The organism is Streptomyces sp. NPDC107517 (assembly GCF_055582645.1).
Genome location: NZ_JBVJPM010000014.1, coordinates 166,717 through 179,743, shown reverse-complemented (window position 1 = coordinate 179,743; position 13,027 = coordinate 166,717). Strand labels below are relative to the sequence as shown.

The window sequence follows — 13,027 nt, the reverse complement described above, 5'->3', positions numbered from 1 at the left end:
AGCCATCTCTCGCACCCACAACTGCTGCCCCTCTCATGACGAAGAGGTCACGCCATCAGCGATGGGCGCGATCGGCGCGACGCCGCCTCGATGGCTCGCTCGTCAGCTCGGTGCGGGAGCAGGGGTTTCGTCGGCCGGGAAAGGGTGTCGCGCCCGCCCGCACGTCGGCGACACCGCGAAGCCGCCCGCCGAGGTTCCCTGACGGACGGCTCGCGCCGTGAGTGTCCAGAGATCAAGGTCGGTGGCGGCGACGTAGTGTCTTGGGCCGCTGGACGACACCGGCCGGGGCCGGCGACGGGATTCGAACCCGCGTTGCTCTCTTGAAGGAGGAGTAGCCGCAACCTGCGCACCTGAACGACGCCCACTGTAGCCATGGAGAACGGTTGGCGACACTCGATTCATGTGCCTCTACTCGCTTCCAGGACACGGCAGTTGTCTGGCGAGTTGCTCCCGGCGCCACCGGCTCGATGGCTGGTGGCGCCACCGGCTCGGTGGCTGGTGGTGCCAGCGGCGGAAGGCGCGGGTGAAGTTGCCCTGGCTGCCGTAGCCGAGCATGCCTGCGATGTCCGACATGGGGAGGTCGGTGACGCTGAGCAGTTGGCCCGCGAGGTCGCGCCGTGTGTCGTCGAGGAGGGTCTCGAAGGTGATGCCGTGGTGGGCGAGGCGTCGGTTGAGGGTGTACCGGTGGACGTTGAAGAGTTGTGCGACGTGTTCCACGCTCGTGGCAGGACTGGCCGAACAGGACCATGAGCGTCGCAGGGCAGCCGGCCGACCGCCCCACCACCGAAGGCGTGTGACCCCACGCAGACGGAGGGGCGTGCCCGCAGACGGCGATCTGCGGGCACGCCCCTCAAGAGCCGGGCAGGGAGGCGCGGACGGTTGGGCCCGCGCTTCCGTTCACGTCAGGTCAGCGGCGCCCATCGTGGCCGTGACCACGGTGACCGCCGTCGTGGCGGTCGCCGTCGCGGTAGTCACGGCCGCCGTCGCGGTAGTCGCGGTAGTCACGGTCGTGGCGGTCGCGGTCGCGGCCCCAGGAGAAGGTGTCGACCCTCCAGTTGCGGTCGTTACGCAGCGTGGCCGTGTCGGAGCGGTTGTTCCAGACGTGGTAACGCCGGTCCTGGTAGACGTCACGGTAGGTGTCGCGTCCGATGCCCGTGTGAACGCGGACGGTGGAGCGGCCTCCGAGACGGTAGTGGTGGAAGGTGTAGGTGTGACCGTCCTTGCCCGACAGCGTCCAGCCGTCGAGGTTCACCGAGCGGCGGGAGGTGTTGGTGACGTCGACCCATTCGCCGTTCAGGGAGCGAATGCTGCGGGTGTCCCAACCGGGCGCGTCGTACTGCACGCCGCTGATCTCAACGAACTCGCGGTGCCGACGCGCCCCCGGGTCGGCGGAGGCCGACGCCGCGAAGGTGCCGACCAGCGCGCCGGCCGCCAGAACGGCGGCACCCGTACGACGGGCAGCGACAGACATGAAAGCGGACATGAATGCCCCTCATCTCGAACTTGCAGACCTGTTCCCCGGCGCGTGCGCCGCAGGTCCGTTGTGTGCTGATCCCGGCCCGATGGCCGAGGAACCACAACGTGCCTCAGTCGCCGCCAGATGTGAGCGAGGCGTGAAGGCCGTTACAATTCAGACACATTTCTGTCACTCTCACATGTAACTTCCATCTATGTACCGAATGCCCCAAATTGGCGTCACAGTCGCTCTCCCGTAACGCGTCGGCGCCCGTAGTCAGGACCGCATCCCTGCCCTCGTCACCCAAAAGTGCGTAACAGCCCGGCACTGCTCACTGCGGCTCGACGCCTGTGTCAACTGGTCTGCCGAGGCTCCGCGGTGCGGCGCAGCGCGAGGAGGGTCGCGTCGTCGGTTCGGTGCGGGTCGTCGAGGCGGTTCATGAGGCTCTCGGCGTAGGTCTGCAGTGCCACGTGCCCGGGGCGGGGGGATCCCCCACGCGCACAGTCTTCGGCTGCCTCGAGGAGTCGGGCGGCGTCCTCGTCCGGATCCGTGTCGCGGCGTTCGACCAGTCCGTCCGAGTACAGCAGGATGACGTCGTCGGCGGCGAGGTAGGTCTCGGTGGCGACGTACGCGGTGCGAGGAACGACGCCGAGAGCCAGGTCGGGGCCGCGCTCAGGGGCGGGAAACTGTGTGGCCCTGCCCCCGCGCAGCAGGACGGGGCGGGGGTGGCCGGCTCATGTCCAGCGCAGGAGGAGTCGTTCCGGGTGGTAGTGGGCGATGATGGCGGTCGCGGTCGATTCGGTTCCGTCGTCGCACGCCACTTTGTTCAGCCACTCGGTCAGGTCCTCGACCGGATGGCCGGTGTAGGCGAGTCCGGCCAGCGCGTAGCGGAGCTTGGCCATGAGCGTGACCGCGTCCAGCCCGTGTCCGCGGGCGTCGCCGAGAGCGACGAGCAGCCGCCCGCCCGGAAGCTTGCGCGCCTTGTACCAGTCTCCGCCGATGCCGGCCCGTGCCTCGGGCCGGTACACGGCGGCGGCATCGAGACCCGAGGAGGGCACTTCCCCGGCGAAGCGGGGCAGGACGGCGTCGCGCAGTACGACGGCGATCTCGCTCAGCGCGCGGGCACGCTCCCGTTGTCTGTCTGCCTCCTGTTGCGCGGCCCGGGCCAGTTCGCGTCGGCGATGGTCGTCGGTGACGTCGATGAGGACCGCGCGTACGGCCCAGACCGGGCCGTCCGTCGCGCGGACCGGCTCGGCGACCATGCGGACGAAGCGCTCGAAGGGGCCGCCCATGCGCAGCAGGCATTCCGACTGCCGCTTGCGCAGCAGCACGTCGTACAGCAGGTCGTAGAGCGTGGGAAGACTGCCCGCGCCGACCTGGGCAGCGAGGTCGGCCAAGCCGGGGACGGGGGCCGTCTCGTCCAGGCCGAGCACATGGGCGAAGGCGAGGGACGCCTCGACGGTGCCGCCGGCCAGGTCCCACTCGGCCCAGCACGTTCGGACCAGCTTCTGGGCAGCCAACGCCATGTGCGCGCGGTGTCCGGACGCCCAGGTGACGAGAAGGTGCTCGCCGCAGGGAGTCACCGTCGCCTCGCTGCTCAGCCGCACCGGCGCGCGCGGTGGCCGGGTGATGAACCACTCGATCAATCTGGGTCCCTGCTGGACACGGTCGCGCTGGGCGTCGGCGAGCATCTGCGGGAGGGGCGTGTACTCAAGGACGGGAAACCGTTCGAGCAACGGGACGGGCCCGGCGAACTCCGGCACGGCGTCGTGCGGCACATGGGCGGCGGCATAGGCGCGGGCGCGGTCGTTCTGGGCCGTATAAACGAACTGCGCCGTCCCGTCCTCGTCCGGGACCGGGGTGATCAGCACGGCCGCCAGCGGAATGGCGTCGAGCATGTCCCGGATCAGTGCCGGCACCGGCCGTCGCAGGGCTGCCGGTACCGGAGCGCTGGCACGAGAGGGCGGCTGATGCGTGAGGGCGTAGTCATTGACTCGCCGCTGCTGCCCTCTCAGCAGTTCACGCACAGCACCCAGGTCCAATCGGTAGCGTGCGTCGATTCCTGGGCGGATCGGCTCCATCACTACCCTTCCGTGGAACATGGCTGCCCGACGACATCATGCGGGCCCCACGGCCGGTCGGCGATTCGACGTGACGAAGGAAAGATCAGGGCCGGCCCTGACACGAGCCCTCACCACGGCTTGGCCCGCTCAGCCACCGGCAGGTCGCCGGACACGTGCCATGTACGCGCGCCAGCCTCCGTACGACGTGATCTCCTGCGCGGACTCGACGGCCTCGGGTTCGCAGAGGAAGCCGGGCACGAGGCTGCCGTCCGCGAGCTCCACGCTGCCGAGCGCCATCGGGCGGGGCAGCGTCGCGAGGAGAGCACCGAGTCCCGCCGCGGGCAGTTGCCACACCTCGGCCTCGATCGCTCCCCCGCCTTCCCGGGTGCGGACCAGTCCCGGCTTGGGCGGTGTCGTGTCCAGTGCGTACAGACGGTAGGTGGGGGCGGTCGTGGTCGTGCGAACCAGACGGGCGCCCAGAGCCAGCAGTTGCCCGTTCAGCGGCTGCCCGGAAAGGTGTGCCCCGACCACCGCGAGCCGCAGCGGCGGGGCGGTGAGCGCCCCGGCGATGCGGGCGAGCCGTTCGTCGGTGAATGCCCGGCCGACCAGCATGACGCCGAACGGCAGCCCGTTCACCTCGCCGGCCGGGACGGCGACCGCCGCCAGGTCGAACAGGTTCGTCGAGTTGGTGAACCGGCCGAGCCGCGCGTTGGCGCCGAGCGGGTCGGCCGAGACCTCGGCGATGGTGGGGTGCCCCGGTGTCGTCGGCAGGAGCAGCGCGTCCGCGTCGCCGAGCGATGCGAGGGCCCGGGAGCGCAGGGACGCGAGCTTCGCCTGGTCGGCGTAGAGACGGCGGGCCGGGATGTCCCGGGCCGCGGAAATGATCCCGGCCACGGTCGGATCGAGGTCCGCGGAGCCCTGGTGCGCGTCGATGAAGGCGCCGACGGCGGTGTAGCGCTCGGCGACGAACGCGCCTTCGTACAGCATCGCCGCCGCTTCGGTGAACGGCGCGAGATCGACGGGCAGGAGCTCGGCGCCCGCGTCGGCGAGCCGGGCAGCGGCCGCGTCGAAGGCCTCGGCCCAGCCCTTGTCCAGATCTGCGAGCTGTCCGCGCTCGGGCACGGCGATGCGCCACGGGCCCGGACCGCGTTGTTCGAGCGGCGGGAGGTCGCGGCCGGACGGCGCCGCCATGCAGGACAGTGCCAGCTCGGCTTCCGGCAGCGTACGGGCGAAGACCGTCACGCAGTCGAGGGATGCGCAGGCCGGGACGACGCCCTCGGTGGGAACGAGGCCGATGGTCGGCTTGAGGCCGACGATGCCGTTGAAGGCCGCCGGGACCCGGCCCGATCCTGCGGTGTCCGTGCCGAGCGCGAGGTCGGCGATGCCGAGGGCCACCGAGACCGCCGAGCCGGACGAGGAGCCACCGGACACGTACTCCGGGTCGACGGCGTTGCGGACCGCGCCGAAGGGGCTGCGGGTGCCGACCAGGCCGGTCGCGAACTGGTCGAGGTTCGTCGTGCCGAGGACCACGGCGCCCGCCGCCTTCAGGCGGGCCACCACCGGGGCGTCGGCGTCCGGCTCGTACGCGCACGAGGGGCAGCCGGCGGAGGTCGCCAGCCCGGCCACGTCGATGTTGCCCTTGACCGAGAACACGGTCCCCGCGAGCGGCAGCCGCGCGCCGGCGGCGGCCTTCGCGTCGATCGCGGCGGCGTCCGCGTCCGCGTCCGCCTGGGGGCGCAGGCAGATCCACACCTCGGGGCGGTCCGCCTGCGCGATGCGCGCATAGGCGGCCCGCACCCGTTCCACTGCGGTGATCACGCGGCTGCCTCCGTGGTTTTGAGGGGCGCGAGGACGACGAGCGCGGTGCCCGCCTCGACCTGGCTGCCCGGTTTGGTCAGGATCCTTGTGACGATGCCGTCGGTGGGGGCCGGGACCCGTGACTCCATTTTCATCGCTTCGAGCGCGAGAAGCTGCTGTCCTGCCGAGACCTGGTCGCCGACCTCGACGTTGACCTGCCAGACGGAGGCGGCGAACTCCGCCTCGATCAGGTTGCCGCCCTCGGGGACCTCGACGTCGGTGGCCGGCGGGGCGGCCTCGGCGGCCGCCTCGGCCTGAGCGAACTCGCCCGCCGCCTCCCAGGCATCGCGCTCGGCACGGAACGCCTCGCCCTGCCGGGCCCGGAATCCGGCGATCGACGCGGCGTTCTCGGCGAGGAACCCCTGGTGGTCGGCGAGCGAGAAGGTGCCTTCCTCGGTCTTGGGAACGAAACGGCCGGACGTGATGTCGGCGCGCAGCTCAAGGAGTTCGTCCGCCTCGACCGGGTACCACTTGATGCGGTCGAAGAAGCGCAGCAGCCAGGGCTTGCCGGGTGCGAAGGCGCCGCGCTGCTGCCAGCCGGACCACACCTGGGTGGTGCGGCCGACGAACTGATAGCCGCCGGGGCCCTCCATGCCGTAGATGCACAGGTACGCGCCGCCGATGCCGACGGAGTTCTCCGCGGTCCAGGTGCGGGCCGGGTTGTACTTGGTGGTGACCAGGCGGTGGCGCGGATCCAGCGGGGTCGCGACCGGTGCGCCCAGGTACACGTCCCCGAGGCCCATGACCAGGTACTCGGCGTCGAAGACCGTGCGGTACACCTCGTCGACCGTCTCCAGTCCGTTGACGCGGCGGATGAACTCGATGTTCCACGGGCACCACGGGGCGTCGTCGCGCACGCCCGCCATGTAGCGGGCGATGGCCTCGCGGGTGGCCGGGTCGTCCCAGGACAGCGGCAGGTGCACGGTCCGGCTGGGCACCACCAGCTCGTCGGTGGCGGGTAGTTCCGCCTCCAGCAGCAGGACGGCTTCGAGGAGCTTGTCCTGCGGCAGCACGTCGGGGTCGGTCCGGACCTGGAGGGACCTGATGCCCGGGGTCAGGTCGGCGATGCCGTCGAGCTCCCGGGCGGCCAGCGCCTCCGCGAGCGCGTGGACGCGCATCCGCAGCGCCAGGTCGAGCTGCATCGGCCCGTACTCGATGAGGAGGTTGTCGTCGCCGCTGCGCCGGTAGGTGACCGACGGGCGGATCTCGGTCTGCGGCAGGCGGGCGAGGATGCCGCCGTCGACGATGACCTCGCGGTCCTCGCGCGGGGCCGCGGCCGGGTTCCGCCTCAGCCCTGCGGCGGCGCGCGTGGTGAGGGGCACGAAGCGGACTGTGTCACCGGGCCGGAGCTGGCCGAGCTTCCAGCGCTGTCCGGTGGCGATCGTCGCGGGGCAGACGAAGCCGCCGAGGGAGGGCCCGTCGGGGCCGAGGAGGACGGGCATGTCGCCGGTGTAGTCGACGGCGCCGACGGAGTACGGCGTGTCGTGGATGTTGGACGGGTGCAGGCCCGCCTCCCCGCCGTCCGTACGGGCCCAGCGCGGTTTGGGGCCGACCAGCCGGACACCGGTGCGCGCCGAGTTGAAGTGGACCTTCCAGTCGGCGGCGTAGAAGTCGCGGATGTCGTCCTCTGTGAAGAACTCGGGGGCGGCGTGCGGTCCTTCGACCGCGCCCACCCTCCACTCGCTGTCGAAGACGGGACGGCGGTCGAGCGGGACGACGGACGTCTCGTGGCGCTGCTCCCCGCCGTGCAGGACGTCCCCGGCACGCAGGGCGCGGCCGCCGTGTCCGCCGAACCGGCCGAGGGTGAAGGTGGCGGCGCTGCCCAGGAAGTCGGGTACGTCCAGGCCTCCGGCGAACAGGACGTAGGTGCGCAGGCCGTGCTCGTGGGGCGGTGCGACGGCGAGGGTCTGGCCGCCCTCGACGGTGACCGGCTCCCACTGGGGTACGGCGGTGCCGTCGAGGGTCACCGGTGCGGGGGCGCCGGTGACGCAGATCGTCGTGGGGTGGGTGAACCGGAGGGAGGGGCCCTGGAGGGTGCATTCGAGGCCGGGTGCGCCCTCGGTGTTGCCGAGCGCGGTGTTGCCGAGCCGGAAGGAGAGGTCGTCCATCGGTCCGCACGGGGGGACGCCGACCTGCCAGTGGCCTGTACGGCCGGGCCAGTCCTGCACGGTGGTCAAGGTGCCGGGTGCGACCACCTCGATGCGGGGTGTCGGGTCGCTGACGGCGGCGAGCGAGGCGGTGGAGTGGACCGTGGCGCGCACGTCGGCGTCCGCGAGCGCGGCGCGCACCAGGCCGAGGTTGGTCTCGATGCCGTCGACGCGGGTGGCGGCGAGCGCGGCGTCCAGCTTGTCGAGCGCCTCCGCGCGGTCGGCGCCGTGCGCGACGACTTTGGCGAGCATCGGGTCGTAGGAGGTGGTGACCTCGGTGCCGGTCTCGACCCAGGTGTCCACGCGGACGCCTTCTGGGAAGGCGACGCGCGTCAGCAGGCCTGCGCTCGGGCGGTGTTCGCGGGACGGGTCCTCGGCGTAGATGCGTGCCTCGACGGCGTGGCCCTGCGGGGCAGGGGGCTCGGTGACGACCACGGTGTCGCCTTGCGCGAGGCGCAGCATCCAGGCGACGAGGTCGACGCCGTAGATCTCCTCGGTGACCGGGTGCTCGACCTGGAGGCGGGTGTTGACCTCGAGGAAGTACGCCTCTTCGCGGGCGGCGTCGTACACGAACTCGACCGTGCCTGCGGAGCGGTAGTTCACCGAGGCGCACAAGTCCCGTGCTGCAGTGTCCAGTTGGCGACGGACGTGGGCCGGGAGGCCTGGGGCCGGGGCCTCCTCCAGGACCTTCTGGTTGCGGCGCTGGAGTGAGCAGTCGCGGTCGCCGAAGGTGACGACGCGGCCCTCGCCGTCGCCGAAGACCTGCACCTCGACGTGGCGGGCGCGCTCGACGAGACGTTCCAGGAAGACGCCCGCGGAGGAGAAGGAGGCCGCGGCGACGCGCTGCACCCGCTCCCACGCGTCGGCGAGGTCGTCGGCGTCGCGGCAGGCCTGCATGCCGATGCCGCCGCCTCCTCCGGTCGCCTTCAGCATCACGGGGAAGCCGATATCCTGCGCCGCCGCCACGGCCGCTTCCGCGTCGGGCAGCAGTCCGGTGCCGGGGGCGAGCGGCACGCCCGCCGTGCGGGCGGCGGCGCGCGCGGTGTGCTTGGCGCCGAACAGCTCCAGTTGTTCGGGGGTGGGGCCGACGAAGACGATCCCCGCGTCCGCGCAGCGGCGGGCGAAGTCGGCGTCCTCGGACAGGAATCCGTAGCCGGGGTGGACGGCGCCGGCGCCGGTGTCCTTGGCCGCCTTCAGGATCAGGTCGGCGTCGAGGTAGGACTCCTTGGCGGGGGCGGGGCCGAGGCGAACGGCCTCGTCGGCGAGGCGGACGTGTGCGGCGCCGCGGTCGGGGTCGGAGTAGACCGCGACGGTGCGCAGGCCGAGTGTGCGGGCGGTGCGGATGATGCGCGCCGCGATCTCGCCGCGGTTGGCGACCAGCAGGGTGTCGAACGTCATGGTGGCTCAGCCCTCGTCCGGCTCGGTGATCGTCATCTGCAGGGCGGTCGGGGTGAAGCCGTTGCAAGGGTTGTTGATCTGGGGGCAGTTGGACAGCAGCACGATGACGTCGGTCTCCGCGCGCAGCACGACCTTCAGGCCCGGGGCGGACATGCCGTCGACGATGCCGAGGGTGCCGTCCTTCTCGACCGGGACGTTCATGTACCAGTTGATGTTGGACACCAGGTCCCGCTTGCCGAGGCCGTGCTTGCTGCCCTCGACGAGGAAGTTCTCCACGCAGGCGTGCTGGGACCAGGTGTGGTGTCCGTAGCGGAGGGTGTTGGACTCCTTGGAGCAGGCGCCGCCCACGGTGTCGTGCCGACCGCAGGTGTCCTCGACGACGGTCATCAGCGGGGTGTGCTCGTTCGACATCAGCACGGACCCGGTGGTCAGGAAGATGTTGCCCTGGGCCTGGATGGTGTCGGGGGCGCTGTAGCGCACCGAGGTGTCGTGCGCGTCGTAGAGGAGGAAGTCCGCGGCCTGGTTGCCGTGCAGGTCGGTGATGGTCAGCAGCCGGCCCTTGGGCACGACGGCGGACCAGGCGGCGCGGGCGGGGACGGTCTCGTCGTGGATGACGCGGCCCGGGACGTACGGGCTGCCGGTGGCGGTCATGCGATCCCCCGGGCGGTGAGGTGGTCGGCGGTGTTGCGAAAGGCGCGGCTGCCCTCGGGGGTGGCGTTCCAGAGCGCGTCGGCGGGGGCGGTGGGCCGCGCCCGGTACGCGAGGACTTCGAGGGGCCCGCAGGTGTAGGCGGGACGTGGATCGAGGGGGTGCGCGACGTTGGCGAGGAGAACCGTGACGTCCTGTTCGGCGCGCAGCGTGACGGACGTGCCGGGGCCGGCGGAGCCGGTGAACTCGGTGCTGCCGTCCTCAGCGATCCGTACGCCCTGGAAGAAGGAGACGGACGGCGGGATGTCGCGCGCCGCGAGGCCGTTCTTGAGGGCCGCGAGCTTGAACAGCTCCCGCCCTGCCGGGGAGTCCGACTGAGGGGTTCCGTCGCCGTAGCGCGCGGTGTTCTGCGCGAGGGTGGAGGTGCCGGTGAGGGCGTCGTGCCGCCCGGAGGTGTCCTCGGTGACCGAGGCGAGAACGCGGCCCTGGTCGGACAGGAGCAGATGCCCCTCACCGAGGTAGGCGTTCCAGAGGACCTTGACGGTGTCAGCCACGTTCAGCCGCTCCCAGGGGCGGCCCGCGCTGTACAGCAGGAGGTGTGCGCAGGCGTCTCCGGTGAGGTCGGTGAGCCGCAGTTCGTGGCCACGGCCGAGGACCTTGTGGGTGTAGTTGCCGCCCGCCACGGTCTCGGCCCACACGAGGTCCGCGGCTGCGACCGCGTCGGGGGGCGTCGGCCAACTGCTCGCGGGGAGTACGGGCATGGTGTCGACCTTCGTGCCCTCCTGGGCGCGCGCATGGTCGCGGGCGCCATAGGCCGACGCTGTCGCTGAATCTGTCGCCACGGCTGAACCTCCGGCTCGACGTCATTTCTGTCGTACGACAGAAATTAGGGTTCGGGAGAGTCGGATCCATTGCCCGTGCGTTTCGGGGCGGTAACCGCAAACTCACTCGCGGCCGGGCCCACAGGAGCTTTCCGGGCCTGTGCGAAGATCGCGGGATGAGCCCGCCCACCAGCCGCCGAGTCGGCCGCCCGCGCGCCCAGGTGCGTCCCACCAGCGGGCTGGAGCCGCGCGAGGAGGTGCTCTCCGCTGCCGCCGAGCTGTTCACCACCCGCGGCTACACCGCGACCTCCACGCGGGCCGTCGCCGAGCGGGCCGGTCTGCGCCAGGCCTCCCTCTACCACTACTTCGACGGGAAGGAAGCGATCCTCGCGACACTCCTGGAAGGGACGGTCCGCCCCTCCCTGGAGATCGCGCGCGAGCTGGTCGCCCGCACCGAGGCTCCGCCGGAGGCACGGCTGTGGGCCCTGTGCCGCTCCGACGTGACGCTCCTGTGCAGCGGTCCGCACAACCTCGGCGCCCTCTACCTGCTGCCCGAGGTGCGGACCGAGCACTTCGGCGTCTTCCACACGCTCCGGACGGAACTCAGGTCGTCCTACGGCGAGTTGCTGTCCGCCACAGAGGCGGGTTCACCCCTCGGCGCGCAGGAGCTGTCGCTGCGTACGGACCTCGTCTTCGGCCTCACCGAGAGCGTGATCCTCATCCGGCGCGCGGACCCGGAACGCACCCCTCAAGCCCTGGCGGAGGCGACGGCCGACGCGGCGCTGCGAGTCGCCGGCGTGCCGCAGCGCTCCCTGGCACGACTGCGCCGCGAGGGGCAGCAGCTCCTCGCGGCGTAAGCACCGTCGCATCGCGGGCGAGCGGCGTCAGGCCTGAACGACCTCGGCTTCAGCCCCGGGACGGGCCTCCTCCCCACCCCGGCCCGCCGTCTCGGAGACAGCGCCCCTGCGACGACGGGACCAGCGGTAGGCCACGCCCACGGCGACGGTGGCGCCGACGAACAGGACGGTGAACCACTGGAAGTACCAGTGACCGCCCGCGGGGTCGTACACGTCGGCACGCGGCCACGCCAGATTGACGGTCATGAACAGGCCGTACGCGAGCGCGAGGACGTTGACCGGCAGGCCCCACCGGCCGAGCGAGAACAGCGGGCGGCCGGTTTCGTCGGTCCCGCCCGGCCTCCGCCGGTCCCAGTCGCCGCGCAGCCGCCGCACCAGCATCGGACCGGTGACCCCTGCGTACGCGAGATACAGCATCGCGATGCACGTCGTCCCGACGGCCAGGAAGGCTTCCGGGGAGGCGAAATTGAGCAGCGCGAGTGCCGCCGCCGCGACGCCGACCACCAGGGCCGGACCGAAAGGCATCCCCGTACGGGGCGAGACCTTCGCCAGCCATGACGAGCAGGGAAGAACACCGTCACGCGCCATCGAGAACAGCATCCGCGTCCCGGCGGTCTGGATGGCGAGCGTGGCGACGGCGATGGCCACGGCCACATCCGCCAGGAGCGCCTTGCCGACCCCGTCGCCCAGGCTGCTGGTGAGGACGTAGCTCAGTCCCTCGGTGGCGAGCCGGCCGTCCGAGAGGCTCGGTGCGGCGAGCACGCCGCCGAGCACCAGCAGGCCGCCCAGGACGCCGGCCGCGGCAAGGGCACTGATGATGGTGCGCGGCGCGGTCCGGCGCGGATGGTGTGTCTCCTCGCTCATCTCGCCCGCGCTGTCGAAGCCGATGAGGACGTACGCCGCCGTGAACGAGCCCACCAGGAGCGCGGCGATCGGGCCGCCGCGGCCGCCGGTCTCGAGCGTGACGCCCGCGCCGCGCTCGACGTGGGTGAACAGCAGCACCACGATGAGGACCGCGCCGATGATCTCGGCGGTGACTCCGACCCGGTTGACGGCCGACATGACGCGGTTGTCGAGGACGTTCACGACCGTGGTCAGGACCAGCAGGACGAGGGCCAGGACGGCGGCGCTGGCCGCCCCCGTCGCGGTGGTGGGTGAGGGATCGCCGCCCACGACCTGGAAGCCGGACCAGATCGCAGGCATGACGACCTGCAGCGCGAGCGCCGCGGCGGCGACCACGACCATCTGCCCGATCACCATGATCCAGCCCGTGAACCAGCCGAACGCCGGGCTGCTCAGCCGGGTCGACCACTGGTAGACGGCCCCGGAGATCGGGTAGCGCGCGGCAAGTTCGGCGAAGCAGGCGGCGACGAGCAGCTGTCCCGCGAGTACGGCCGGCCAGGCCCAGAAGAAGAGGGGGCCGCCGAAGGAGAAGCCCAGGGCGAAGAACTGGAAGACCGTCGTCAGGACGGAGATGAAGGAGAACCCGGCGGCGAAGGACGCGTACCGCCCCATCTGCCGCCGCAGCTCCTGGGGATATCCGAAGGCGGCGAGCGAACCGCCGTCGCTCACGTCACCGGGCGGGGCGGGCGCGGGTGGAGTCATGTCAGTGCTCACGGGCATGGCGATCCCCTGTCGCGAAGCGGGTCTCTGATTCCTGTCGATCGACAGGAATTAGAGGGGCACTCTGTTTCCGCTCCGTATCCCGGCCATGTCACCCAGGCGCCGAAGTCCTCACCGCGACGCCCCGGCGGCGCTCTTCCGGAGCCTGGCTCGGATC

8 protein-coding genes and 1 pseudogene are annotated in these 13,027 nt (G+C 71.5%); 1 reads left to right on the top strand and 8 read right to left on the bottom strand.

Annotated features, from left to right (window positions below; genetic code table 11):
• Positions 1–408 precede the first annotated feature (408 nt).
• From ACZ67T_RS29245 to ACZ67T_RS29215, 7 genes and pseudogenes are all read right to left on the bottom strand, one after another.
• A complete protein-coding gene (locus ACZ67T_RS29245; RefSeq protein ID WP_469987993.1) occupies positions 409–717 on the bottom strand; it encodes a helix-turn-helix transcriptional regulator in 309 nt (102 codons plus the stop codon).
• A 190-nt stretch (positions 718–907) separates the two neighbouring features.
• Positions 908–1,483 (bottom strand): lamin tail domain-containing protein, encoded by a 576-nt coding sequence (locus ACZ67T_RS29240; RefSeq protein ID WP_469987992.1) that lies wholly within the window; start codon positions 1,481–1,483, stop codon positions 908–910.
• Between the two features lie 326 nt (positions 1,484–1,809).
• A pseudogene (locus ACZ67T_RS29235) lies at positions 1,810–2,982 on the bottom strand (PP2C family protein-serine/threonine phosphatase).
• Between the two features lie 684 nt (positions 2,983–3,666).
• Entirely contained in the window at positions 3,667–5,337 is a 1,671-nt protein-coding gene (gene atzF, locus ACZ67T_RS29230) for an allophanate hydrolase (protein WP_469987991.1), read from the bottom strand.
• On the bottom strand, positions 5,334–8,921 hold the full coding sequence (gene uca, locus ACZ67T_RS29225; protein WP_469987990.1) for an urea carboxylase: 3,588 nt from the start codon (positions 8,919–8,921) through the stop codon (positions 5,334–5,336). Before uca ends, atzF begins: the two co-directional genes overlap by 4 nt.
• Positions 8,922–8,927: 6 nt before the next feature.
• Complete coding sequence (locus ACZ67T_RS29220; protein WP_469987989.1) at positions 8,928–9,572, bottom strand: urea amidolyase associated protein UAAP2; 645 nt, start codon at positions 9,570–9,572, stop codon at positions 8,928–8,930.
• Positions 9,569–10,411 carry an urea amidolyase associated protein UAAP1 gene (locus tag ACZ67T_RS29215; RefSeq protein ID WP_469987988.1) on the bottom strand — a complete coding sequence of 281 codons (843 nt, stop codon included), beginning with the start codon at positions 10,409–10,411 and terminating at the stop codon, positions 9,569–9,571. Before ACZ67T_RS29215 ends, ACZ67T_RS29220 begins: the two co-directional genes overlap by 4 nt.
• Before the next feature lie 155 nt (positions 10,412–10,566).
• On the opposite strand from ACZ67T_RS29215, the gene ACZ67T_RS29210 reads away from it, so the two are divergent.
• Entirely contained in the window at positions 10,567–11,247 is a 681-nt protein-coding gene (locus ACZ67T_RS29210; protein ID WP_469987987.1) for a TetR/AcrR family transcriptional regulator, read from the top strand.
• A gap of 27 nt (positions 11,248–11,274) precedes the next feature.
• Here the strand turns inward: ACZ67T_RS29210 and ACZ67T_RS29205 are convergent, their stop codons facing one another.
• Positions 11,275–12,870: an amino acid permease gene (locus tag ACZ67T_RS29205; protein WP_469987986.1), complete on the bottom strand. Its 1,596-nt coding sequence runs from the start codon at positions 12,868–12,870 to the stop codon at positions 11,275–11,277.
• Positions 12,871–13,027: the final 157 nt, after the last annotated feature.

Excerpts from the sequence above, each read along its gene's own strand:
- ACZ67T_RS29220 (WP_469987989.1), bottom strand. The coding sequence starts at position 9,572 with ATGACCGCCACCGGCAGCCCGTACGTCCCGGGCCGCGTCATCCACGAC.
- ACZ67T_RS29210 (WP_469987987.1), top strand. The coding sequence starts at position 10,567 with ATGAGCCCGCCCACCAGCCGCCGAGTCGGCCGCCCGCGCGCCCAGGTG.
- ACZ67T_RS29205 (WP_469987986.1), bottom strand. The coding sequence starts at position 12,870 with ATGCCCGTGAGCACTGACATGACTCCACCCGCGCCCGCCCCGCCCGGT.
- ACZ67T_RS29240 (WP_469987992.1), bottom strand. The coding sequence starts at position 1,483 with ATGTCCGCTTTCATGTCTGTCGCTGCCCGTCGTACGGGTGCCGCCGTT.
- uca (WP_469987990.1), bottom strand. The coding sequence starts at position 8,921 with ATGACGTTCGACACCCTGCTGGTCGCCAACCGCGGCGAGATCGCGGCG.